Origin of the sequence: Belliella calami, from assembly GCF_022549695.1 — a bacterium.
Classification (GTDB): Bacteria; Bacteroidota; Bacteroidia; order Cytophagales; family Cyclobacteriaceae; genus Belliella; species Belliella calami.
In genome coordinates this window covers 12,292-36,194 of sequence record NZ_JAKZGS010000028.1, presented here as the reverse complement: position 1 = coordinate 36,194, position 23,903 = coordinate 12,292, and the positions used below count along the sequence as shown (strand labels likewise).

Genomic DNA, 23,903 nt, shown 5'->3' with positions numbered 1-23,903 from the left:
TATAATCGACAAAACAAAACGTCCACAACTTCAAATCCAAACGTCCTTTGAAATTTATCACATAAAAATAATTTAAAGGTGATTTAAAACAGCATTAAACTGCCATTTGGGTTACTCAAATCATAATTCGCTGTAAGTACCTCTATTTTCTTCTTACCCGGCTTTCCTGTGCCATTTGCCACGCTGACTGATTGTTCTATGTTCTTTGTGTACCAATTATTTTCTTTAGCGTATTTCTTAAGTATTTCGCTGGGATATGATGACATAAGGAATTTACCCTCAATTGAACTTAAAAGCTTTAGAAGCGCTTCAAAATCATCCTGAGAGTATCCATCATAATGCCCACAATCACTGTTGAAGTATGGAGGATCGCAATAAAAGAAAGCGTCTTTGTAGTCCCTATTTGTTATCACCCTCAACGCATCAGTACACTCAATTTGAACGTTCTGAATTCTGATCGAATAATCAATAGTGAAGCTATCACGCTTACCAGCAATCTTTTTTGACGTAGTCCCTTTGGTTCGGTCATAACCCCAAGTTCCATCAAGCATACTGCTAAAGCTCTGTGCAGCCAATACCCATACAGCCCATGCCCTTTGTATTCTAGTGAACATGTGGGGATTGTTATAGATCACAGTAGCATCATTGTGTAGCGATCTGCTATGGAGACTTATCCGGATCATCTTTTCAAGATCAACAAACTCATTTTGTACTATTTCATAAAAATTGATAAGCTCCCGATTGTAGTCGTTAATCACCTCGCACTTACTTGGCTTCTTAGCCCAAAAAACCGCACCACCTCCAACAAATGGCTCTACGTATGTTTGGTGAGATGGAAATAATGGAAGTATTGTTGTAATTAAGTTCTGTTTGCCTCCATAGTAGCTAGTAGGCGTTTTTAATTCTATCATTTTGTTCTAAATTTGAGTTCCCGTAATAACAATAGCATGCTTGCGCTGACAAGACCTTACCCTCGGTCGTGTGCGTAAGCATGCTATTTCTATGTTATTGCGGGAACTCTAACAAGAAGGCCGGGGGTTCTTTTTTTATCTCCAACCGTTGTACAGCCAATGCGTACCATCCCATCTTAATCTTGCAGTGTCGCCTCTACTTGGAGGGGATATTGTGTTTTGTGCACCACCATCATCTATTATAGTTCGTCCATTTCCATTGATTATTACAGCCGCTTGAAGGTTTCTTCTAATTTCAATAATACGCCCTACTTTTGGACTTGGTGGAAGAAAAACAGTTATGTTACTATTGTTATAGCAACTTATAAATGTATTTTCTTCACTTATAGTATAATTAGATTGAATCTGAACTGTATCAGTGTGAATAGATTGTGCTAACAAAGAGTTAAACCAGCCTCCAAAACTGATTTGACCATTTTGAGGAGTAGCGTCATAACCTACAACCCCTGCTCTAAATTTAAACAAAGAGAAAAACTTCTCTTTTAAAACCCCAACAACGCTTCCTAGTGCGTGATTTGAAGGCATTACATTAGAGGTCATTGAGGAGCCTTCTCCCAAAACACCATTTTGAGTAACTAACTGGATTGTATTAGAAACTTGATCTTCTATCTTAAGACCTGCCTTAGGGGCAGAAACTACGCCTTGATCAACAGCAGTATCTAATGTCACTGCAAGATTGCCATCACTGTCATAGAACTTCAAATTATGAAGCGGTAATGGAGGATCAGCCCCATTATCTGCTAATATTTCAATTCTCTTACCATTCTCTCCTGTCCTTAAACTATTAACTCGTAGATTCTGTATAATACCATCTTCAGCAAACACGGCATTGGCAATCACAGCGCCTCTTATAGTTAATTTACCCTCGTTTGTGACGTTCCAATCAATGCCTTGGTCTTCATTGCCTAGGTTAAAACTTCCGTTGCTTAGGTCAAAGAAATTGAGCTCATCCAAGCTCTTAATCCTTCCTGTAGTGATCGTGTCACCAACTATATAGGTCAAACCTTTTGTAAACATAAAGTATCTCCTATCATTTTCTACAGGATATAGTATTCCCGCCCAAAAGTGATACCATCCCGGCTCTTGTTCTGCGGTGATAGGTTCTGTGCTGATTTTCCAAGCGCCTTGCAGCGCATTCTTATTACATCTTAAGTACACATAATAAGACTGAGCCGATACAAGGGCATTATCGATCAACTGATCAATTTCCCAAATGTAACCAAGCTCTTCAATCTCTATCTCAAAGTGAACCAACTGACCTGCGCTAAGTCTAATACTATTCGGATTACCTTCATAATTTGGCTCTATTTCCACGCCGATCAATCCAAAATTCTGGCTATTAGCTCCTACAGCGAGCTGCAAAGTCTCAATGCTACCTGGTCTGATATTGGTCATGTCAAAATACCCATCGGGATCAAAAACAAGCCCTTGGAGCTGCCTAACTCTTCTTAAAGCATCTCTATAATTTTCAGCTCTAGTGCGATCTATAGTAATTATTTCTCCTTTGACATTACTATTGTCTTTAAGTAATCTCTCACCAATTGTGTAAGGCACTTTATCTGTTATTTCAGCACTTATTTTACTTGGGTTGACAAGCGGATAACTAATAGAATAAATTCTAATCATCTCATCAAGACCTAAAGATTGATCTACAATTCTCACACGTTGCCCTGTGTCTAGCTCAACACCATTAACCCTTATAAATTTTTCGTCAATATCAAGTGTATAAGTCACTGTTGGACTTTTCTTTTTATCAAGATAATCCTGAGCAGCTGAAAGCAAGGCGGCCTCAGCATCATCGATGTAAGTCTGCGGCATCTTGATATCCACAAAGGTGTATGTATCTCCGATCTCAGGCTTATTCAGATCATTGGGCAAGACATAATCATTAGCCTCTAGTAAATCATTAAAAATTACCTCTTTCGTGGCGTTATTAAAAGACCTAACTTCAAATGTATAACCGCTCAAAGCTCCTGATTTGAATACAACTTTGGGCGTAACACCTTCAAGTAGAAAGTCATTGACGTTAAAATCTATGGAGGTGTCAATAAAGCGGTTGTTCCCCGAACTGGAGACAACTGATCCTGTACGCTGTGGGAAAATATCATCAAAAGTTACCGTTCCCTCTTTGATACCATAAAGCTCTACATTAGCCTCAATGTACTTGTTTCCGAGCACATCAAAAACAAGCCTCCTTGCTCCATTTCTGTAGTCAAAAGAAAGATTCTTTTCACCGCCAAATGCGTAAAGCCTGGTCACAACTCCTCCGTTCTCAATGTCAGAGCTTCTGACAAGTGAATATAAGCCCTTACCACGGCCATACTCAAAAGAATAAAGCGTATCAAATCCTACCTCAGGACTAACAATTATCTCACGGCCTACAAGCCTAAATTCAAGCTCAAACTCCTCACATATCCTAGTTAAAGCCTGACGACAGCTTTCTGAATTAAAAGTTATAAATTTTGGCTGAAATGGAATTAGATTATTATAATCTAAAGTCCAGTCAGAGTCAATTGAATTTATGTTTTCAATTAGCAATAGCAAGTATTCCTCAGGCGTGCCAAAATATGTAAATTCAGCAGAACCTTCATCCATAAAGATTTTATTGAATAACCTATAAAGCTCCGACTCAAATACAGCAGTGTAGATGTAGGTGAAATTGTTTTTCTTCTCGACACCAGCAGGATTATTGAGATAGTACTTTTCTTGACCTACTAAAATATAATCACCAAGAGAAATGTTAATAGGCTCTCTACTTATCCATGTTGCATTGACTTCATTATCGCCCATTATTTGTTTGGTGAGTATCGTTTTATCATCGATACTCACCTCATAAATCTCCAAACCGTCTCTTAGGATTTTCATTTTTTACTTTTTTTCTTGTTTTTTCTCTCCGCTTGTATCTTCCGATAAAGGCTTAATATTCTGTCCCAAATGATCGAAAATACTATTGATATGGTTTGAAAGTTGAATAGCTGATCCTACTGTTTGAGCTGGTATTGGTATAGAGCCAATCAAATATTCTAGTTTTTGGATAGCTTCCTCTTCAAGGACAATTGTTCTGTTTTGTTGCATGATTTCTGATTATTATAAGTTGATATATTTGGTTAAGACAACCCTGATTGTAGTAGAGACACTTGCTCCAATTCTTCTGATTTTTAATTGTTTTGATTGACCATCCCACAACAGTGTTAAATTTGCACCGCTTCCTGGGGCAAAAACACTAAGATTCCCATTTTCAATACTAAGCGAACAATCTGACACTCTCATGTTTACTGAAAGAGATGTATTAGTTTTCATAGCGTCTACTCTTGCAATAAAATTCTCATTGCTCGAAATGGTTTTGACAACATAGTCCGTATCGATTAAAGGAACTGCAACATCGATGATCTCTTGTGTCAAACCAGTACTTGAAGGATCAGAAACTTTTCTAGCTGTTACTGGACTACCGTTGCTTGTTATATACATTTCCACAGAACTTGATCCAACTGGGACGATATAGACTGCGTTCGGCAATAAACTCCCTGCTGCTGGCAAAGCTGATACTTTTCTAACTTTATATTCTAGTGCCATATTCTACCACTCTACTACGTCCCATACCATGATTTCTTCTCTTACTTGAGCCGCGGTTCTCCTTCTAAATGAATTAGAAGAAAGGGTAACATAATCTCCTTGTCCATTAGGTGCATTGTAATTTAGATCACCACCATTTCCTTGCAGAGTCAAAGCACCTTCACTCGTTTCAATAGTCTGCGCTCCGTTGGATTGGAGGATGCCAGATGATAGGATTGACCATCTTAATAAAAAAGATCCTCCTCCTGACCTATTTGAAAATCCAATTGCAGACGATCCGTTTGCACCGTCTGCAAGGCATGTTATTCTTATGTTATTTCCAACTGCTCCAAACGTAGAAGAGCCTTCCAGTTCAATAAAGGGCTGACGAAGTACCCCATTAGAATAATTTGATAAAATTAAAAGAGGATTTGCTGTTTGATTACCAATTATAGCTAATCTTTTTTCAGAATTGAACCAAACCAACCCACTATCCCCCCCTTGCGTACCTGCACCTGTCCAGAATGCTACTTGACCTGATGTACCTATCCCCGTAACTGGATTACTCAATATTGCCTGATATCTAGCATCCAATGCAGTATTATTTCTAACCTGACCACCTGCCGTACCGATTATAGCATATCCAGCATCTACGTGATTCCCCCATCCAAATGCAGTCTGTCCATTCACAATCCTGCTATCATTCCCTTGCGCTACAGTATTTGCTGCTGTGCCGAAATTTCTATTAAACCCAGTGTTCTTCGTAAATGCAGGTTCTCTAGTTGCTATTCGAGAAGCAAGAACAGCGCTTGTTATCCATGCGAAATTATCTGAGCCTGTAACTGCTTCAGCAAGGGTTGCTATCCGTCCAACACCATTGGTAGTTGTTGTTGCATTTCCACTTAACCCTCGAACAACATACCAATTCGCTCCGACCTGTGCTTGTGTGCCTCCTGAATTGTTTTGAAGGGCAATGATTTTATCACCTTCTCTAACGTCCAAACCACTCGCACCGCCTACTTTTCCTGCTACAGTAATATAATAGCTATCTCCTGCTTGTGCAGCTGGATAGTTAGGATTAGCAGAAGCATTTAAAGGCATCGGTACTTTAATTCCCGAAGCAACGGCTGAGCTGAGGTTATTGATTTGCCCTTGTGCTTTTTCAAAAGCTTGCAAAATATTATCAGCTGCCGCAATGGCCGCATTTGCCCCGACGCTGAATCCTGTCAAGGGAGTATTTCTTACCTCAGATTCATCTTGGATACCAACCTTAAAACCTGTCCCCGAAGTGTCAGAAATGTACAGCTTGACCCTATCATCAGAAACTCCTTTTTTGAAATTCAAACTGTTGGGTATAAAAGCCCCCGGAACTTCTAAATATTTTCTAAATCCTAATTTCATATAAATTTTATTTATCAGTTACCATTCTATCAAGTCCCAAGACGCCGCCTGATTAATCGCTACTACCAAATTTTCCTTTCCCGCCGTCACTAAATCCTCTCGTAGTCCCGTGATATCCTTTACTTCTTGCCTGCTGAACACGTCTATGTTATCCCTCGCCTGTACTTTTTCAGGTTCGGACTTGTTGTCTTCTGTATAATTAACACTGTCGTTTATCTGTGATTTTGTCACATATTCGTCATCTTCCTGAGCCTCTTGACCCTTTACAGGAGCTGTGAATTCATAAGCAATTACTTCCTGTACTGAATTCTCATCCTCTTCATCTATTTCACTTAAAATAGCTTTGAGTTTCCCTGTCTTAGCAAGACCTGATTGTACATGAGGTAAATGATTAGGCTCTACTTCAGAAAGTATATTTGAGGCATTATTCCAATTTGAAAGATCACCAACGCTTATGTTTTTGACATGAACAGGGACAGTAGGATCAGTCTCCTGAAATTCTTCAATAAAATCAGGTGTCCAAGGCTTCCATGAACCGCCTTCTCTTCTTAGAATCTGTCCATCTGTCGCAGTGTCAGCATTAGTATCGACATTGCTATGACTTCCTAATGTGTGTGCTGTTGGTGTGAATGCATTTGGCTTACCGCTTACCTGAGCCCAAGTAGGCACCCAGTCAACTGGTCGATATTGTCCAGCATGATTACCCCATCCGTGGGCTTGATCCCAGTTAGCTATTTGATTCTGAAGTATAGCTTTTACCCACGCTGGGACAGTTGGATCAGACTCAGTGAAGCTCGTCAAATAATCAGCAGTAAAGGGAGCCCAAGCTCCTGCCATCCTTCTTAGAATCTGTCCATCTGTCGCTGTGTCGGCATTAGAAGCAACATTGCTATGACTTCCCAATGTGTGTGCTGTTGGCGGGAATAGATTTGGTTTGTTTTGAATATCTGACCAGTCAGGATTTGAGCTTTCTAATAGATCAAGAATTGCCTGAATTCGAAATGCAGCATTAATATTTCCTTGAGCATCATATCCAAATACCTTATCTCCAACTTTAGGAGATTCCTTTACCGGGAATAAATCATCAAATTTAACTATACCGAAACCGCTCATATTTTTACAATTATTTTTTGCCCGACTGTAGTTGTTACATATCTATTTAAAGTATCTCCCAACAGGAGATAATTTTCATCTTCAGCAGCTTCCTCAGCTTCTGTAAGGTTTATTTCGATTGTGGCTGTTACAGTTGAATCAATATTTATTTCACTTACTTTAAAACCATTTTTACAAAAAACAAGTCTTATCATATCTTCTGGAAGATATAAAATCCTTGTTCCTACTTGAGAGAATAATGCGTTTAGACCTTTAATTACATTAACTAATCGACTATAATCATTTGATTGAATAACCCCTTTAAGAATATACTCCCTCGAATTGTGCTTTGTAATTTGATAAGATTCTTTTTCGTATGAATAAGCTTGTTGTTGTTTCGGTTTTGGTCTATTATATAGCCCTGATATTGCTTCAGTATATATTCCAAGACGCCTGAAATCAGTAAGGAAAAAACCTAAATTATTAAAATTAAAACCATCAATTCCTTGAATGTTATTTATATCTCCATTAATCGGTAAGTCGCCATTAAGATCACAAACTGGCTCTCTGAATGGAATTATTCCTGAACACCAACCATTTCCCAAAACATTAATTTTTATTTCATCTCTAACATAGACGTTCCAAGAGCCAAAATCACAAGTAAATGCTTTGAGTTGATTAATTTCATCTATCATCTTATATAAGTTGAGCAACTTATAATTAGCCTCTGATTGAGTTGCAGCATTCAACAAAAAGTGAAAATCAATATCCCTTCCTCCAAATTGAATTTCTCCTGTTGAAACATAAGGCTCAATACCATTTCTATCTTCCCACAATTGTTCTGTTTTGTTAATTCTTTTTGGGAAATCAAGATGCCCGGATATAGCAATGTTAGACAATGAACTTTGACCAGGAATGATCCCAAATGTTGAAAGGCTAATATTATTATAGTAGTAGTGCATATTAATCATCTAAACCTAAACCTCTTGAACCTTTTTTACTAGTTGTATTTTTGACTATCATTTTAAGCTCTACTACAGCATCATCAAGTCGCTCAACTGTGTCTGCTGTGTTCTTCTCTATTGCTGCATGATGTTGCAGTGATCTAACTACAGCTTCATAATGATGCTTATGAAGCATCAATTTTTGTTCATTGATTGCAAAATTTCTTTTTTCAAGATCATAGGACGCTCTTTTCAAGCCAGTAAGCTCCGAACCAGTTTCCTCAGTCATCCTACTAATCGCCCCTTGCAATCCTTTTTCCTGTGATCCACTTGGCTGGAAAATATCAAACCCAGCTTTCTTAGCCTGATCCATTGCCGCCTGCATTGCATCATTGAAGTCACCACTTAGCCCTGAAGCTGTATTGAAAAACCGTTCAAAATCATCTATCCAATTGCCATCACCTCCCACGTCCATACTTGCTGCCATATCAGCTTCCAGTTTGTCAAATGCGCCTGAAAATATCCTATTGAATATCAATTGTCCAATGATGTTTTCCAGTACTTTTTCAACTGTCTCACCCATTTTGACGGCTGCATCTTCTCCATCCCTGAATGCACTTACCAATGCGTTTCGCATATCTGAACCAAGAGATCCTGCCAGCTCACTGATTACCTCGGCTATTTGAGCTCTTGCTGCTTCCAAGGCATCGTCCCAGTCAAGAATATTTTGTAATATTTCTTTTGTGGCATCATCAACCAAATTGTTTTGAATAAGCGAATCGGCTAAAGCTCTGTTTAATTTTATAATTCCTTCCTCAGAATCATCTATAAGCTCGGGATATTCATCAAGGATAGGGAGAAACTTATCTACTTTTTTCTTACCAGCAAATAGACCTGTAATACCTCCAACTATTCCTCCGACAACTGCCCCGACAACATTTCCTATGACAGGTACCACACTTCCTATTGTCGCTCCAATCGCAGCTCCACTGGCAGCTCCCTGTCCAACACTTCCCCAGTCTATTGCATTGCGTTGGCCGCTTTTGGCCATGCCCTTGCTCAGCTCTTCAAGTGCTTTTTGATATTCGGCATTTGCATCAGTGACAGCGCTTAATCCATCTTTAATCCTTCCTTCAAAGTCCTTTAAAAAGACACTTTCACCCAATATTGATTGGAGTCTTATTTGCTCATTTAGAGATAGGTTATATTGGTTTTGAAAGCCTATTACTGATCTATAATATGCTTCTTCAGCTTCTTTCCTTCGCTGAGCCGCACCAGCAAGCATGTCAACCATTCTGACCACTCCATTAATCCCAGCTGCAATTACATCCGAGCTTGATGCATCTTTATCGAAAGCTGTCAACAAATCACCAACACCTCCTGCCAAGCCTGAAAATAAACCTCCCAAATTTGCTAAACCCCGACTTCCTGCCGTTTCTCCAAGTTTCTGCAATGATTGGCCGAGCTGTCCAATTGCCGTCGATATCTTGAAAATGTCGTCTAGGCTGACCTTATTGATTTCCCTTTCAAAATCCCTTATGACCTTTTTGATTTGCTCCCGAAGCTCATCGCTCATATCCTCAGATGCGAGCAAGTCTTTAGCCCTTTCCACTAGTTTGCGAGCTGATGAAAGGGTCATGTCTTCTATGCCTTTCTGTAACTCCTGATAGGATTGTAGCTTTTTGACATTTGCATCATCAAGTTCATCGAGTTCTTTTTGATGATTTTGCCTTGCTATTTCAGCTGCTTCAATTTCTCCAGCTTCCAAAAGCTTATTTTTAAGCTCATTGTATTCAGATATTAGTCTTAACCTTTCATTGTTGTAGGTCTGTAATTCTGCCAATTGCTCTTCAAATCGCTTTCTTTCTTCTCTTTTAGCCTCATTGCCTTCCTCATCAAGTAACTTGCTGATATCCCTTTGCTCACCTGTTGACCTGCCTTCTAAGATCGCTGCAAATGCATCCTGGTTTTCGACTGTTTTAGCCCTTAGAAATGAAAGGTAATTGTCATATTCTCCAAGCTGTTCGCTGTATTGCTGCTTTGCGGCTTCTAATCCAAATTGCTTTTTGTAAGTCTCGAAATCCTCAAAAACCTTTTTCATTTCGGCAATCTCAGTCCTCAACCGCTCAAGTGGTGAACTTGCGCCTGATGCCTGTATGATCTCCTGTCTTACGAGTACATTTTGCCTACCAGCATCTGTACTTGTCGGATCAATTCCAGACTGTGCCTTTTTCAAGTATTCCAAATAAGTTGATGATTCCTTAATCAGGTTTGAGAATTGCTGATCAGCTGCCTCTTTGCCTATTAGCTCTATTGCTGCATAGTAATCATCATAGGCTTTTCGCTTTTCGTCCAGCCTTTCTTTAAGCTTCTCCAGCTCGGTTTTTTTAGACTCCTTTTCCCTTTCCTTTATTGATTGGATTTCTAGGGCTGCTATCTTTTTTTGCAGCTGAATCTGTGCGCTTTCATTCTGAGCCAGTCCAGTGCTGTCATTGATATCCAGCTTTTCACGTGCCTCTACAAGTCCCTGTAACTCCTCCTTAAGCGTCTTAAGGGTTGTGATTGCCTCTACTGTCTCTTCATTGGATTTTGCTTCCTCCTCATTAATCAATCCCAACTGAGCCAAATAGGCTTTCTTAGCATCTGCCAAACCATCAGTTGCAGTCTTTTCACGATTGAGAGCGGCTGCATAAGATTGTGTGTCCTTTAATAAGTCCTGATAGTTGAAAGTTGAAATACTGGATCCACTTCCCAGCACTGAAAATTCAAGACCAAAATCCCTTAATATCTTATCAAATTTGCTTTGAACGTTTGCAAGCGGGACGTTTGCGCCTTGGGACAATTCATCTAGCGCCTTTTCAAACTCAGCGGACAACTGACCGCCCACGGTGCTACTAAGCTTAGCATCCTTGATGACGTCTTGGATAGCCTTACCGAAATTCTCGGAATATTTTGCAGATCCTTCACGCAATTGCGTAAGGTCGCTTTCTTGGGTTCGCAGAAAAATACTTTCAGCTATTGCTGAATTGACTGATTTCTGTGCCTTTTCAATTTCTTCAAGGTTAGAAACTTCAGTTAGTTGCTGTGGAAGATACTTCTTGTAGGTTTCATTAACCTTTTTGATCATTTCGGCACGTTCATCCGTGCCCTCTGATGTTGCCTTTAGCGCTTTAAAAAGTTGATTGGAAGCATTGACTTCTTCTTTGATGCTCTTTTTGAATTCATCAGATAGCTTGATTGATCGATCTTTGTTTTTGTTGAAGATCACCAATGCACTGATCAAAGCTGCCAAAGCAGTTGCGGCAGCTACGTAAGGATTAGCCAGCATCGTAGCATTTAGCATTGCTTGCGCCCTGGTTGCCAATACCGTCCATTTTTGTTGCAGAATTTGCATTGCTGTCAAACCCTGTCCGCTGAGCATCATGGCATTTTGTGCAGCTGAAGTAAGCATGACCGCAGCTCTGTAACTTCCGTATGTAACAATCAAAGCTTTTATAATGTCTATTACAGTTTGATAGTTGTCTACAAGAACAATTAAGCCACTTATGCTATCAGTAATGATACCTTGATTTCCTTGTCCAATTTCATTATACATTCTATCAAATGCATCCCCCAAGTTTGATATCTTACCAGGAATAGAACTTGACAAATTATCCATTAAGTTAAAAAATTGACCACCTTCATTTGTAAGATTCTCTATGACTTGCTGTACTTCAGGGAATCCAACTTTACCAGCACTTACAAGTGTTCTAACTTCATTTTCGGCAACACCCATGATCTTAGCTAGTTCGCCAATGATTGGGATTCCTCTACCAGTATATTGATTCAAGTCTTCAGCAAACAATCTGCCTTCAACTCTAGTCTTGCCATAAAGCTGGGTAAGTTCATTGAATGGAATATCTAGACCAGAGGCGACATCACCCAATCTCCTGAGTACTTCTGTGATATCCTCTGAGGCAAATTGATATGCAAGTAAGCTTTTTGAGCCTTGTGCAAGTTCTTTAAGTGAAAAAGGGGTGCGAGCTGCAAGGTCTACTACCTGAGCTAGTAACTTATCCGCTTGATCTTTATTACCTAAAATAGTTTGTAGGCCTATTTCAAGCTGCTGAAATTCACCTCTAACTCTTGTAACTTCTGAAACAAAGCCTTTTACGGCTTGAATTGAAAAGTAGCCCGCAATTGCAGCTCCAAGTTTCTTGTATACTTGTTCTGCCTTCTCTGCCTCCTCGCTGGCAGTACGGGTGATTCCCTTGATATCATCACGGACACGATTAGATGACCGAGTGAAATCAGGGTTATTGATTAAAAATTCTACGTTTACCGGGCCGAGGTTTTCCATTGGTTGAATTTTGACCGCCCTTCAGCGGGATTTCCTTGCTTTACTTTGTCAGTCTCTTCACTTTCTGTTCCTGGGGCATCTGACATTCCCCATAGTACCACATTCCAAGGCACGCCCCACAGGACATATTGCCAACTCCATCCAGTTTCCGCACATACATGATAGAATATACCGGCAGGGCTATGGAGGCCTTTGGCCTTTAACTCCCTTTCTTTTTTGCCTTTTGCCCCTGATTGCTTGGAGCTGTGATCAGCATCGCCCGTAGCAATCTGGTAGTATGCATAAAATCCGATGTGCCATTGTACACCAAGATGAACTCGAGCAATGCGAAGATTTCACGCCAATGCATATTCCATAGCAGGTACCTGCCTAAGAGTCCTGAAAACAGTCTGATCTTCCATTTACTGTTAAGCGCAGCAATGGCAATCGCTTTCGTCATTTCTTTGCCATGCTTTGCCATCAGCTCCAGTGCCGCTTCGGTCTCCACTTCCTTCAATTGCTCTTCTTTGATTCCTGTTTTGAGGTAGCAAGCAGATGATTCTAAGAGTGTCCCGGCATAGAGCTTCTTGATGGATATACTTACCGTTTTCTTTCCAAACAGCCTCAAAAAGAAAGGGGCTCTGACCTTCGCCCTGACGCCCCTTTCTAAAATGTTGTAAGCTGCATTGAGCTCAGTTTGATGATTCATTACGGCTCAGGATCAGGCTCAGGGTCTGACCATGTGAAGTCAGGAACTTCATCAAGACCCGAATCCAATACCACACCGCTCACATCCAAGAGGTTGATGTTTGCCTCGGTGATCTCAAAGTTTGGCCTTACATAGTGCGAGAATGCAGGTACCTCAATGACAGAATCATCCTCTACAGTGATTCGTAAAGCTTTAAGCTTTTCACCTCTATTTTTAGGAGCATTCCATTTTTTCACACCATCTACAGTAGTCACAGTACCACCCAATGCAGCCGCTAAGCTGTCAGCATCGGTATCCATCAACTGGAAGCTGATTTCAATTGATGCTGGGGTTACACGTCTTACACGTGGATTGATTTTGCCTTGCTGGAAATGCTCTGTTACCGCTGGCTCAGGTTCTGTCATCGTGAAGGTGTCACGATATACAGGCATTTCAAAGTATGCCGAAGTCGCCCCAGTCTCAGGGTCAAAAACTCCAAGTTCAATTCTTTTTGCGCCGTATCTTACTTTTCCCATGATTACTCAGGTTTTTGGTTTTCAGTGTCTTTTTGATCATCTGATCCCTTTTCAGAATCTGAATCCTTATCCGCTTTTTCGGCAGCTTCCTTTGCAGCTTTTTCAAGCTCTTCTACAGCAGCCTTTAGCTTGTCTGTACCGATGTTGTGCGCTGGCTTCTTGCCTTCCAGTTCTGTGAATTTCTCAATCAAAGTTTTACGCTCCTCGTCTTCAGCAGCCTTTCCGATTTGATCGTTTAGTCCCTTTTCCCCTTTTGCGCCGCTTGCCTGAAATTCATTGCCTGCACTTGTTTCTTGAACTACCTTTTCATCGTACACCGTAGTGTCAAGTTCAAAATTTCCCGAAACAACCATCTGCCTTGTGATCTTAGTGACCTCCTTGGCTTTGAGTGTTTTGGCATGGTTCTTTGCATCACTTTCTAAGCTGAATGCTTGACCGTCACTTGTGAAGTGAAATTCTTTTGCTTTGGGATAAGACCTAAAAATTAGTCTTACCTTCGTTTCAAGTTCTTTAGATATTTTACCCATTTTAATGGTGTTTTATTGACGATTAGACCCGAAGCGACAAACATGACGATGACTACTACCGGGTACAGCCACAAAGGCAGCCGCTTTTTTACTTCTTTTTCTCGAACCGTTGAGCTGCTTGATTGCTCCTTGATAGATGATATTTGCCCAATGGTATCACTGTATGACAACTTTGATCGTGCAACTGGTTTTGCAATTGCTTTGTAACCGATTCCCTGGTCACTGATCGTCAGCTCCAAGCTGATCCCTTGACTTTCCCCGGTGATCACTGTAGGCTTTGTGATATCGATAGGAAAGGGGACTCTACCTTTTAGCGTATCTCCAAACTCTTCTATTTCCAAGTTTCTTGAAAATTGTGAATAAAGTTCATCCATTCGCTCAGCCTCAGTACTGGTCTGATCAGAAGAAAACTTCTTGACAGACCTACACGAGACCAGGAGGAGAATCCCCACCATCACCGCCCCGGTTGTCTTTAATTTCATAATATGCCTTTTCTTTGATTTGCTACACTTCCCTGAATCCAAGCGTACTCAGGGATGGCATCGAATGATGGACATTCTTTGATACGCTCCCATGGCTCTATGATTCCGTTTAAGTTCTTATCTGGACTTGCATCCCGATGTCCAAGTATCTTGATGTGATCTACTGGCTGATGTAATTTGAGCTCTTCATATATCTGAAAGATCGCATCCAGTATTCCTGCCTTTTGTTCCTCTGTCCTGGTATCTTCAGCTATCTTGAAATTGTCCTTTCTGACACCACCTCTGTATCCTATGTGAATTCCTTTGGTATTGAACCCTAGTACGCCATTGACTATCTGTGAAATTGGATAGAGCCAAGTGATTGTACCATCGTAATCGACCCAAGCGTGATATCCTCCGATCTTCCAGCCTGCACCTCCTTGGCTCTTTGGTCTGTGCCAAAATGCCTGTACTGCCTTGATATTAGCATGCCCGGCACTGCAATGAATAAATATGAAATCAATCCATCTCATTTGAAGAAACCGTTTACTTTGTCTGACAGCTTGTTGATCCAATGCGCTTTTGGCTTGCCTGATATCACACTGATGTTTTCCGCTATGCTGACGATGTTTTCGTGTACTATCTGTATGACAAGAAATATCTGCATCCAGCTGAATATTTCAGAAGCCACAGGCTTGTCAAGCATCGCATAGCTGAAGGACATTAAGTGTGTGACGGCAATGATGACCAGGTAATAGAAAACCTTGAAAGAAAACCTACTCAACTTCATGCTTTCAAATTGCTCTCCCCTGATCTTGCTTGCCCTGATTCCACTTCTAAGTTCGACCATAAACATGATCAACAGCACCCCAAAAGACCAAGCATCCAAGCCGAATACCCTTGAAACTAAAGCCGTCAAACCGCTTAGCGTGACTGTTGGGATAGTTAACTGGTACTTGAAGCTGGGGGCTAAACTCTCCCCCAGCTGTGTCCAATTTTCATAACCAAATGATTTCAATATTTTCATGAAGCTCCAACGCATCGATTATCCCGGATCAACTACCTCAGCAGATGCAATTGCACCGATGTACTTCGCACGCTTAGGCACTGCAATGAAGTAGTGACGGTAATTCAGAAGATTAGTCTGAGTTCTTGTGTCGCTTGTAGAAGGCTCAAAATATTGCCTAGTCATACCAGTCTTTTTACCCACAATACTTTCATGGAAAGCTACAGAAGCTCTGTAATCACCAGCAACTGGCAATGACCCGAATGCTTTTTTGTTCGTACCAGTGAAATGTGGGTTTGCCACATATTGATACAAACTAAACCCTGCAATCATTGGAGCTGGCATACCTGTACGATAATTTACCAATTGGTCACCAAAGCGCTTTCTATCTAAAAGTGCATCATTCCAGTGATCAGTTGAAAGAACCAATCTTCTACCTTCCATTGGAACTTCAAGCGCATCAAACTTGTCTTTCATCGCTACGATATCATCGTATGTGAATATTTTTCTACCAAACTCAAGACCTCCGTGAACAGGACCACTTGTCAATACAACAGGTGTATTTGCAGTATTTGAATTTGGAGCAAGTGCATGGATAGCCTTAATATACTTTCTAGACAAGATTGACTCTTGGTGATTTCTTGTCGCCTCATTCACTTTATCATAGGATGCTCCAATAGTTTGGTCATCGCTGATGCTTGTAGCCAATGTTTGAAACTTATCAAGATTGATAATGATTTCATCATCATCATACTCTTGAACAGCAATCGGGTAGGTTGTGTTGTTGATCAACACATCTACCTCAAATTCACTCAATGGAATATGGATAGTGTTTTTCTCGGATTTGCTACCTCCATTGATAACTTGTACATCTCCCGGAATTTCAGGAATACCATCGAGCCATGGAGCTCTATCGGTAGCCTTAAAATTCCTTTCAACGACCGAGAGCCAAAACTCTGGAAAATTTGCTGGCATAATTTTTTTATTTAATTGTTGTTTAAAGCTTGATTAATTCTCCGGGGCATGGAGCTTTTCAGCTTACTTGAACAGCGCTGCGTAACCTTCTGGATTATCAGCCTTAAAAGCCAACTGCTTGGAAAGTGGAAGGGCTTGGAATTCATCCATGTTCTTTGGATCATCTGCATTTCCACCCGCTGGGCTTCCTGTTACTGTTGCTGCCAAACCTTTTTTACCCGGCATGTTCTCCAAGATGGATTTTGCAAGGTCTAAATCGTTCACCGCAAGGGTTACAAACTGCTCTCTTTTGTCAGCAGTAAGCTTTCCAGCCAATACAGCTGCATCTACCAAGTTTTCGGCTGTCTTTTTCACAGCACTGAGCTGCGCATCCTTCATTGTCTGAATCGTTGTCTTGGCTGTTGCCAAATCATCTTTTGCGGTCTGTAGATCAGTACCAAGCTTACCTATCACTGAGTTGATCTCGGAAGGATCGTCCTGCTTTGTTAGCCCAGCCATCAATAGTACAGTCAGAGCCGCACCACTCAATGTGAATTTTTCCATGTTATTTGATTTAGAATTAGTGTCAATTGTTGGTTTTTCTACCATCACGGCATTGAGGCAAAGTCTGATTTCATCATCTTTCATCAGCTTGTTTGGAGCGGCATAAAGTCGGACGGCATTCTTGTTTCCTGGTATAGTCACAAAACTGGATTCATACAGCTCACAGGATACCAAGTCAAACATGTCATCTATGTTTTTTTCCAAATTCTCTTTAAGGAAAAGGAATCCCATAGACACGGCTTTGACAAATCCACGCTCTACTTTACCAGCTATCTTTTTAGCCTCTTCATCCTCCATGTCAAACTCAGGGTCTGCAAGTAATAGACTGCCCTCAATTCTGATATTAGTCCAGCGACCAATGACGGCCATCAAATCCCAATCTCTATGCATCGCTAGCATGACCGGGTTCTTGTTGAAGCGATCCAAGTCTATCCCTGAATTCTTCACCCGGAAGCCGTAGACGTTTGCTTGTGTTTCATCATTTAGGATATATGATTGTTTTGCCATTGATCGCTGTTCTAATTGTTTGCCCTTGTGGATTCAAAGATTCGCTTTGTTTTTTGGGCTATGAAATAGTTGTGCAATGCTTGCGCTGTTATTTTAGTTACGCCCTTTTTTAGCCCACTTTTGACACATAATCAAGGATATATGGCAGTTAAGAAGGACAAAATCAGACAGCAGGCAATGGATCACTTCATCGAGAATATGGAGTGCACAAAGAAGGAAGTAGCGGAACTTTTTGGAATCACTGAAAAGACTGTAGGCAACTGGTCAACAGCGGACGACTGGGAGGGAAAGCGACTTGACTATCATTCCAGCCCTGTCAAGATCAAACAGTTCCTTCAAAAAGAATTGCTAAGCGTAGTCCAAGGGAATAAAGCAACCCTACCAGCTGATGGCATATCTAAGCTTATGTCCGCTCTTGACCGCTGCGACAAAAAAGCTGATCCTATTGTAGTGCATCGGATTTTGAAGGACTTGGACAATTTCATTTCTGAGGAAGACCCGGAGTTTGCAATGAAATGCATTCATTTTCACAAGCAGTTTCTTATTCATCGCATTAATCTAGAAAGCTGATGAGTATCGAAAACAGAAAGTTTCTAAAGTTACTCGCTGACTATGACAAGCATTGCGCTCGAATATCCAAAGCTACATCTATCGATATTCATGAACTGCCTGAGGCTAAAGCCAAAAGGGTAAGAAGATTGGAAAAGGATTATGTGGCATGGTTTGAATTCTATTTTCCAAACTTTGCAAAAAAGAAGTCAGCTTGGTTTCATCGTAAGCTTGCTGAAATCATAATCAAAAACAAAAGCCTTCGACTGCTTGCAGAAATGTATCGTGGAGCTGGAAAGTCAGTCCATATAGATATGGGTATCCCTTTGTTTTTGTATTTGGTACTTGGTGAAATACAGTTTATGCTTTTGTTAGGTCAGACAGAAGATAAAGCCAATAAGCTACTAGGGGGAATACAATCTCAGCTAACTCACAATAATAGATTGAAAAATGATTACGGTGAGAAAATGCAACATGGAGACTGGAGCTCAGGAGATTTTTTGACCACTGATGGAGTAAGGTTTATGGCTCTTGGGTTTGGTCAAGACCCTAGAGGATCAAGACAAGATGCAGACCGTCCCGATTACATAGTTGTCGATGATGTAGATAGTAAAAAGCACGTCAACAACGACCGCCTAATGCGTGAGGCTTTGGACTTCCTTACTGAAGATGTTTGGGGATGCTTTGACTCGGACATGGACTCTACCAATCGATTTATTTACGCAAACAATAACTTCCATAGAAATTCAATTACCAACAGATTAAGACTGTATTTCTTGGAACAGTTGAAAAAGCAGGAAATGTCTGGCAGGAAGTCTAAGACACATTTTGAAGTCTTTAGGGTTTGCGCTGTCAAAAACCTCACAGACTTTGAACCTGAATGGCCTGAACGTGGAGATGCAGAATTTTGGAGGGATAAGTACGACAACATGCCTTACCGCTCCTTTATGCGTGAGTACATGCACGTCCACATCGAGGAGGGCAAGGTATTCAAATCCAAGGATATGATATTCAAGTCGCCTCACTGGCTGCGTGAATATGATTCATTGTGCTTTTATGGTGATTTGTCTTACAAAGCAAATGGTGACTTTAAAGCCATGGTCTTGGTGGGCAAAAAAGGACGTGAGTTTCATATCCTCCTTTGCTATCTCAGACAAAAGAGCCGTGCAGATGTCGCCCGATGGCTCTATGACACCTACGAGCAGTTTGGCTTAGGCAATCACAATATACGATACCTAATTGAAGGCCTATTCGCAATGGATGAATTTACAAATGATTTCATGCTAGAAGGTGACCAAAGGGGATATCACATTCCCGTGCGACCTGATAAGAAAGCCAAGACAGATAAGTTTGATAGAATTGAATCACTGCTTGGTTTCTTCGAAGCACACATGGTATTCTTCAATGAAGACTATCAGACAGTGGATCAGCTAGAATTGATCAATCAGTTCCTGGCATTTGAAAAAGGAAGTCAAGCGCATGACGATGGCCCTGATGCCTGCCACGGTGCATTTTCATACGTGAACCGCCGTACGGCAAAGCAAGAAACTACCCATGTCCACGGTGAAAGGGTTGATAATCACTATTAAATAAACCAGACCTGCCATGTTTTTAAAACATGGCAGGTCTTAACGCTAAACCCTTGGTCTGTGTCCTAACAGCCCAACCAAACAAATCAATTATGCCATTCATTACAAAACAAGATCTCGAAACGCACATTTGGCCTGAGGGCATGGCAGTCATCAGCCGTGACGATGATGACAAGATCAATGAAGCGATCCAGTCCGCAATGATGGAAGCAAGTCAGTACTTAACTCGGTACAATACCGAAACGATATTTTCCAGTGTAGGCACTGACAAGCTCAAATATGCAAACCTGATCACCTACATCAAGGACATTGCAAAATGGCACTTCATCAATGTGGTCAATGTGCAGGTTGATCTTGAGCTTGCAGAAAGCCGATATGATAGGGCTATCAAAGCCTTGATCCATATCAGCAAAAATGTAATGAATGGCTGGCCACTATTCGAAGAGGATTTTGATCGTCCGTTTTTGGCTGGATCAAATAGGAAGTTTAACCATGATGGATTTTAATGATGGACAATAAAGAAACGAATGCCAAGGTAGGCAAAAGGTACCTTCCATGGCAACCCAAATCAATCAGCCGAGTAAGGCAAGACATCAAGTCTTGGAACATGGCCTTGAACATGTTCAACCTTGAACTTGATCCAGTCACTTGGAGACTGCAATTGCTCTATCGTGAGATTCGATTGGATGCCTTGGCAAGCTCCCAGTTGAGCAATAGGCAAAACCAAGTGTTTTCATCTGATTTCGAATTGATCAAGCCAAACGGTGATGTAGATGAAGAGCAAACAAAAGCGCTAAAAAGCCATCCACTTTACAGATTCTTTACTCAGGTAGTCCAAGATTCCGAGTGGGATGGTTATAGCCTAGTGGAGCTATCAAAAAAAGCTTCAGGGGAATTGGTTGGGGAATTGATTCCAAGGTATAATGTAGTGCCTCAAACTGGCAAATTCTATCCTGACTATACCGACTTAAGCAAGTTCACCAAATATCGTGAAATGCCTGAATTTGGAACTTGGATTTTGGAATTCAATAGCAGACATGAAGGCTTGCTAAACAAGATTGTAGCACCAGTGCTGCTTTCAAGATTTGCAGAAAGCTGCTGGTCTGAGCTGTGTGAGATTTACGGCATACCTCCAAGAGTGATGAAGACCGACACGCAAAATGCAACAGCACTTAAGAGAGCTGAAAAAATGATGCGGGACATGGGATCAGCTTCCTGGTTTATCATTGACGAAACGGAGGAGTTTGAATTTGCCAAAGGAGTGAGTACAAATGGTGATGTGTATAAGAACCTGATTTCTCACCTGAGGGACAAAATTTGTCTATTGATCTCTGGGGGACTAATTGGTCAGGATACTGACAACGGCAGCCGCTCAAAGGATCAGGTCAGCTTTGAGATGCTTTGGCTATTGGTGCAGTCTGATATGGCAAGACTGGAGGAGGCTTGGAATAATACGATCATCCCGGCACTTGTCAAGCATGGTGTATTGAAAGGTGATTTGAGATTTAAGTTTAGCGAGTCTGAAGATACAGCTGAACTTTGGAAATTTGTACAGGGATTATTGCCTCACTATAACATTGACCCGGAATGGATCAAAGAGAAATTTGGCATTGAAATCACTGGTGAGCGGCAAAGGCAAAGCTTTGAAGAAACTTTGTCACTGGCATTGAGCCAAAGAGGGGAAAGCGGTTTTTTTCCCCAAGCCCTCCCGAAGGATTTCGGGAGGGCAGACTGTGGATGTCTCCACACATCAAAACTAAGCCTCCCAAAAGACGCTCCTAAAACTGATTCCCTAATAGATCAGGTAGCTGAATCAAAAGGCAATTTAAAGTTTAGTGCTGACACCTTTGAAGCTACTGCCAATACTTTGATCAAAGGATTCAACAAGGGACTGGATGGATCAAAGATCAAGCTATCGAGGTCAATACCTGACAGGTTTTCAAAACCTTCCACGTCTAAAACACTTGCCATCGATATCAAATACGGCATCGACAGCCCGCATCTATTGACTTCATTTGAGTTGAATATGTTTAGGTTTTCGGCAGGCAAAACGCTTGCTGAAGTTCAGGCCTTGAATCAGGTTTTCAGGGATGCACCAAATTTTGACATATTCAAAACCAACGCAAAGCAAATTGGTGATGTTTGGAATGATCAATGGCTCAAAACCGAATATGACACTGCCATACTTGTAGGGGAAAGCTCAAGCAATTATTACAGCTTGATGGAGGATATTGAAGTATTCCCATATTGGAGATATGTCACTATTGGTGATGGTGCGGTAAGGCCTGAGCATGCAGAATTGGACGGTTTGATTCTTCCTGCAAATGATCCTCTTTGGCAAAGGATATACCCGCCAAATGGTTGGAATTGTAGATGCTATGTGGTAGCGATGACAAGAGACGAAATACAGGGTGTTGACTTTGCAGCACAGCGACAAAGGGTTAATCAATACTTTGGATCAGATACTTTTGATAAAGCGGCTCAGCAAGGTTTTGGGGTCAATAGGGCGTTGACTGGTGAAGTATTCACAGCCAATCAACAGTATATCACAGGCAAGAACCTTACAGCTACCAATAAGCAACTCAACAACCTTGATGCTTCTGATTACAAAATGAAGCCTTATGATCAAGCCAAAACCATTGCCAAATCAAATAAGCCTGTTTATGAAGGTACAGCGCAGGAATACTTTGATAAGCTTGACACGCTAAACGGCAAACAAACAGTCTACGACTATAATAAGAGGGCTCTAAATGTTGACCCAGTAAACTTCCAAAAGCACACCACTGGGAGCAAAGAAAGCCGTGTAAAGCTAATTAGTGCGATGGAAGAAACTTTAGCAAAGCCTGATGAACTGTGGTTACATGGCAAAAGAAACACTTCGAAGCTGGATGACTTGGTTTACCTGAAGTATTACCAGGACAAAACAATGGTAGTGGTAGGCCGTCAAAGTGCAAACAATATCATAGAACTGATGACTTGGTTTGAATTGACTGAAAAGACCAAGGTGATAGAAAGCTATAGGCGTGGGATATCCCTCAAAAAATAACCCCGATCCTACGAAAGATCGGGGTTAGGGTTAGCCAGTGACAACACTGCTTATGCAACTGTACAGTCCCCATCTCCCAAAGGTGCTGGCCGTACATCACTGCTGTCAATAGCCTCAATACAAATATACGGAATATTATGGCAAAAGATGCAAATGCACAATTAGATAAGTTCTTTAGGGAGCATAACAAATTCTTTGATAACAAAGCACCTGCTATCATTTCCAAAACTGCTGTAGAGTACTACAAAGATTCATTTCGTAGAAAAGGATTTGATGGAAATCAATGGGCTCCATATTCAAAAAGATATAAGCCCAAAGGCGGCTCACTGATGGTCAAAAGCAGTAAGTTGGTCAACAGTATAAGGGAGGCCGAAAGAACCCCTAACAAGGTTGTAATTAGCGCTGGTAACTCAAAAGTTCCTTATGCACGCATCCACAACGAAGGCGGTGAAATTCGCAAGGCCGCAAGGTCAGAGACCTTCATCAGAAACCGCCACACCAAAGGCAAGAAAGCCAAAGCATTCGGAGGCATGGGACTATACAAAAAAGGTACTACGGCAGGAAAGGGACTTACATTCAAAGCGCATGTAATCCAAATGCCAAAACGCCAGTATATGGGTGCAGCCATTCAACTGAACCAAAATATCATTGCCCGGATAAAAGCAGCTTACAAATTCAAATAGTGAGACCTGACAGGTTTTAAAAACCTGTCAGGTCTAAAAATAAATGTAATTATGGATATAGACGGAATTTATTTAAAAGTATGCGACTTGATCGCTGAGGTACCTGAGGTCAAATGGATCGATATGGATTTTGGTCAGCTGGATGATTTCAATACCCGTCCGATGGTTGCATTCCCTTGCGCCTTGATAGGTATTGACATCATAAACGCAATCGAACTGGGACAGAAGAAACAAAAATGCCAAGTCCTGGTCAATGTAAAGCTGGCATTTGACTATAAGGGTGAGTCGGCTCACTTAGCTCCAGAGAATGTGAAAGATAGATCACTGGCATACTATGCAGTTGTGAAAAATGTATATAAAAAGCTTCAAGGGCAAAGGGTAGGCACTACACCACTCAAGCGCCAAAGGCAAATAGAAACTGCAAGACCTGACAGAATTAAGATTTGCGAGCTTCCTTTTAGCACTGAATTTTTGGATGTGTCAGCAGCTGAATAGGGATATCATCAAAAAAGCCG

At 41.1% G+C, this 23,903-nt stretch carries 22 protein-coding genes; 6 read left to right on the top strand and 16 right to left on the bottom strand.

Going from position 1 to position 23,903, the window contains the following annotated elements; genetic code table 11:
• Nucleotides 1-83: 83 nt before the first annotated feature.
• The 16 genes from MM236_RS19220 to MM236_RS19145 all read right to left on the bottom strand — a co-directional run bounded on the left by MM236_RS19220 (nt 84) and on the right by MM236_RS19145 (nt 17,521).
• Entirely contained in the window at nt 84-911 is an 828-nt protein-coding gene (locus MM236_RS19220) for a DNA adenine methylase (protein WP_241276627.1), read from the bottom strand.
• A 135-nt stretch (nt 912-1,046) separates the two neighbouring features.
• Entirely contained in the window at nt 1,047-3,836 is a 2,790-nt protein-coding gene (locus tag MM236_RS19215; protein ID WP_241276626.1) for a hypothetical protein, read from the bottom strand.
• A gap of 3 nt (nt 3,837-3,839) precedes the next feature.
• A complete protein-coding gene (locus tag MM236_RS19210) occupies nt 3,840-4,046 on the bottom strand; it encodes a hypothetical protein (protein ID WP_241276625.1) in 207 nt (68 codons plus the stop codon).
• A 12-nt stretch (nt 4,047-4,058) separates the two neighbouring features.
• A complete protein-coding gene (locus MM236_RS19205; RefSeq protein ID WP_241276624.1) occupies nt 4,059-4,544 on the bottom strand; it encodes a hypothetical protein in 486 nt (161 codons plus the stop codon).
• 3 nt (nt 4,545-4,547) lie between these two features.
• Nucleotides 4,548-5,924: a hypothetical protein gene (locus MM236_RS19200; protein WP_241276623.1), complete on the bottom strand. Its 1,377-nt coding sequence runs from the start codon at nt 5,922-5,924 to the stop codon at nt 4,548-4,550.
• 18 nt (nt 5,925-5,942) lie between these two features.
• On the bottom strand, nt 5,943-7,037 hold the full coding sequence (locus tag MM236_RS19195) for a hypothetical protein (RefSeq protein WP_241276622.1): 1,095 nt from the start codon (nt 7,035-7,037) through the stop codon (nt 5,943-5,945).
• Nucleotides 7,034-7,978, bottom strand: a complete 945-nt coding sequence (locus tag MM236_RS19190; protein ID WP_241276621.1) for a hypothetical protein — start codon at nt 7,976-7,978, stop codon at nt 7,034-7,036. The genes MM236_RS19195 and MM236_RS19190 overlap by 4 nt, the downstream gene beginning before the upstream one ends.
• Nucleotide 7,979: 1 nt before the next feature.
• Nucleotides 7,980-12,299, bottom strand: coding sequence for a tape measure protein (locus MM236_RS19185; RefSeq protein WP_241276620.1), 4,320 nt, complete (start codon nt 12,297-12,299; stop codon nt 7,980-7,982).
• Nucleotides 12,300-12,498: 199 nt separating this feature from the next.
• Nucleotides 12,499-12,987, bottom strand: coding sequence for a hypothetical protein (locus MM236_RS19180; protein ID WP_241276619.1), 489 nt, complete (start codon nt 12,985-12,987; stop codon nt 12,499-12,501).
• Nucleotides 12,987-13,502, bottom strand: coding sequence for a hypothetical protein (locus MM236_RS19175; protein ID WP_241276618.1), 516 nt, complete (start codon nt 13,500-13,502; stop codon nt 12,987-12,989). Before MM236_RS19175 ends, MM236_RS19180 begins: the two co-directional genes overlap by 1 nt.
• 2 nt (nt 13,503-13,504) lie before the next feature.
• Nucleotides 13,505-14,029: a hypothetical protein gene (locus MM236_RS19170; RefSeq protein WP_241276617.1), complete on the bottom strand. Its 525-nt coding sequence runs from the start codon at nt 14,027-14,029 to the stop codon at nt 13,505-13,507.
• Complete coding sequence (locus MM236_RS19165) at nt 13,993-14,511, bottom strand: hypothetical protein (RefSeq protein WP_241276616.1); 519 nt, start codon at nt 14,509-14,511, stop codon at nt 13,993-13,995. The genes MM236_RS19170 and MM236_RS19165 overlap by 37 nt, the downstream gene beginning before the upstream one ends.
• Nucleotides 14,508-15,023, bottom strand: coding sequence for an N-acetylmuramoyl-L-alanine amidase (locus MM236_RS19160; RefSeq protein ID WP_241276615.1), 516 nt, complete (start codon nt 15,021-15,023; stop codon nt 14,508-14,510). Before MM236_RS19160 ends, MM236_RS19165 begins: the two co-directional genes overlap by 4 nt.
• Nucleotides 15,020-15,517: a phage holin family protein gene (locus MM236_RS19155; RefSeq protein ID WP_241276614.1), complete on the bottom strand. Its 498-nt coding sequence runs from the start codon at nt 15,515-15,517 to the stop codon at nt 15,020-15,022. The genes MM236_RS19160 and MM236_RS19155 overlap by 4 nt, the downstream gene beginning before the upstream one ends.
• Nucleotides 15,518-15,535: 18 nt before the next feature.
• Nucleotides 15,536-16,471 (bottom strand): phage major capsid protein, encoded by a 936-nt coding sequence (locus tag MM236_RS19150; RefSeq protein ID WP_241276613.1) that lies wholly within the window; start codon nt 16,469-16,471, stop codon nt 15,536-15,538.
• A 63-nt stretch (nt 16,472-16,534) separates the two neighbouring features.
• Nucleotides 16,535-17,521, bottom strand: coding sequence for an HK97 family phage prohead protease (locus MM236_RS19145; RefSeq protein WP_241276612.1), 987 nt, complete (start codon nt 17,519-17,521; stop codon nt 16,535-16,537).
• Nucleotides 17,522-17,662: 141 nt separating this feature from the next.
• Between MM236_RS19145 and MM236_RS19140 the strand changes: the two genes are divergently transcribed.
• The 6 genes from MM236_RS19140 (at nt 17,663) to MM236_RS19115 (ending at nt 23,883) form a co-directional block, all read left to right on the top strand.
• Nucleotides 17,663-18,091, top strand: a complete 429-nt coding sequence (locus MM236_RS19140; protein ID WP_241276611.1) for a DUF1804 family protein — start codon at nt 17,663-17,665, stop codon at nt 18,089-18,091.
• Nucleotides 18,091-19,659: a phage terminase large subunit gene (terL, locus tag MM236_RS19135; RefSeq protein WP_241276610.1), complete on the top strand. Its 1,569-nt coding sequence runs from the start codon at nt 18,091-18,093 to the stop codon at nt 19,657-19,659. Before MM236_RS19140 ends, terL begins: the two co-directional genes overlap by 1 nt.
• Before the next feature lie 92 nt (nt 19,660-19,751).
• Nucleotides 19,752-20,165: a hypothetical protein gene (locus tag MM236_RS19130; RefSeq protein ID WP_241276609.1), complete on the top strand. Its 414-nt coding sequence runs from the start codon at nt 19,752-19,754 to the stop codon at nt 20,163-20,165.
• Nucleotides 20,165-22,705: a phage portal protein family protein gene (locus MM236_RS19125; RefSeq protein ID WP_241276608.1), complete on the top strand. Its 2,541-nt coding sequence runs from the start codon at nt 20,165-20,167 to the stop codon at nt 22,703-22,705. Before MM236_RS19130 ends, MM236_RS19125 begins: the two co-directional genes overlap by 1 nt.
• Before the next feature lie 137 nt (nt 22,706-22,842).
• On the top strand, nt 22,843-23,388 hold the full coding sequence (locus MM236_RS19120; protein ID WP_241276607.1) for a phage virion morphogenesis family protein: 546 nt from the start codon (nt 22,843-22,845) through the stop codon (nt 23,386-23,388).
• A gap of 51 nt (nt 23,389-23,439) precedes the next feature.
• Nucleotides 23,440-23,883 carry a hypothetical protein gene (locus tag MM236_RS19115; protein WP_241276606.1) on the top strand — a complete coding sequence of 148 codons (444 nt, stop codon included), beginning with the start codon at nt 23,440-23,442 and terminating at the stop codon, nt 23,881-23,883.
• Nucleotides 23,884-23,903: the final 20 nt, after the last annotated feature.

What these genes read in the sequence shown, in the direction of transcription:
- MM236_RS19220 (WP_241276627.1), bottom strand. Translation starts at nt 911, where the DNA reads ATGATAGAATTAAAAACGCCTACTAGCTACTATGGAGGCAAACAGAAC.
- MM236_RS19215 (WP_241276626.1), bottom strand. Translation starts at nt 3,836, where the DNA reads ATGAAAATCCTAAGAGACGGTTTGGAGATTTATGAGGTGAGTATCGAT.
- MM236_RS19210 (WP_241276625.1), bottom strand. Translation starts at nt 4,046, where the DNA reads ATGCAACAAAACAGAACAATTGTCCTTGAAGAGGAAGCTATCCAAAAA.
- MM236_RS19205 (WP_241276624.1), bottom strand. Translation starts at nt 4,544, where the DNA reads ATGGCACTAGAATATAAAGTTAGAAAAGTATCAGCTTTGCCAGCAGCA.
- MM236_RS19200 (WP_241276623.1), bottom strand. Translation starts at nt 5,924, where the DNA reads ATGAAATTAGGATTTAGAAAATATTTAGAAGTTCCGGGGGCTTTTATA.
- MM236_RS19195 (WP_241276622.1), bottom strand. Translation starts at nt 7,037, where the DNA reads ATGAGCGGTTTCGGTATAGTTAAATTTGATGATTTATTCCCGGTAAAG.
- MM236_RS19190 (WP_241276621.1), bottom strand. Translation starts at nt 7,978, where the DNA reads ATGCACTACTACTATAATAATATTAGCCTTTCAACATTTGGGATCATT.
- MM236_RS19185 (WP_241276620.1), bottom strand. Translation starts at nt 12,299, where the DNA reads ATGGAAAACCTCGGCCCGGTAAACGTAGAATTTTTAATCAATAACCCT.
- MM236_RS19180 (WP_241276619.1), bottom strand. Translation starts at nt 12,987, where the DNA reads ATGAATCATCAAACTGAGCTCAATGCAGCTTACAACATTTTAGAAAGG.
- MM236_RS19175 (WP_241276618.1), bottom strand. Translation starts at nt 13,502, where the DNA reads ATGGGAAAAGTAAGATACGGCGCAAAAAGAATTGAACTTGGAGTTTTT.
- MM236_RS19170 (WP_241276617.1), bottom strand. Translation starts at nt 14,029, where the DNA reads ATGGGTAAAATATCTAAAGAACTTGAAACGAAGGTAAGACTAATTTTT.
- MM236_RS19165 (WP_241276616.1), bottom strand. Translation starts at nt 14,511, where the DNA reads ATGAAATTAAAGACAACCGGGGCGGTGATGGTGGGGATTCTCCTCCTG.
- MM236_RS19160 (WP_241276615.1), bottom strand. Translation starts at nt 15,023, where the DNA reads ATGAGATGGATTGATTTCATATTTATTCATTGCAGTGCCGGGCATGCT.
- MM236_RS19155 (WP_241276614.1), bottom strand. Translation starts at nt 15,517, where the DNA reads ATGAAAATATTGAAATCATTTGGTTATGAAAATTGGACACAGCTGGGG.
- MM236_RS19150 (WP_241276613.1), bottom strand. Translation starts at nt 16,471, where the DNA reads ATGCCAGCAAATTTTCCAGAGTTTTGGCTCTCGGTCGTTGAAAGGAAT.
- MM236_RS19145 (WP_241276612.1), bottom strand. Translation starts at nt 17,521, where the DNA reads ATGGCAAAACAATCATATATCCTAAATGATGAAACACAAGCAAACGTC.
- MM236_RS19140 (WP_241276611.1), top strand. Translation starts at nt 17,663, where the DNA reads ATGGCAGTTAAGAAGGACAAAATCAGACAGCAGGCAATGGATCACTTC.
- terL (WP_241276610.1), top strand. Translation starts at nt 18,091, where the DNA reads ATGAGTATCGAAAACAGAAAGTTTCTAAAGTTACTCGCTGACTATGAC.
- MM236_RS19130 (WP_241276609.1), top strand. Translation starts at nt 19,752, where the DNA reads ATGCCATTCATTACAAAACAAGATCTCGAAACGCACATTTGGCCTGAG.
- MM236_RS19125 (WP_241276608.1), top strand. Translation starts at nt 20,165, where the DNA reads ATGATGGACAATAAAGAAACGAATGCCAAGGTAGGCAAAAGGTACCTT.
- MM236_RS19120 (WP_241276607.1), top strand. Translation starts at nt 22,843, where the DNA reads ATGGCAAAAGATGCAAATGCACAATTAGATAAGTTCTTTAGGGAGCAT.
- MM236_RS19115 (WP_241276606.1), top strand. Translation starts at nt 23,440, where the DNA reads ATGGATATAGACGGAATTTATTTAAAAGTATGCGACTTGATCGCTGAG.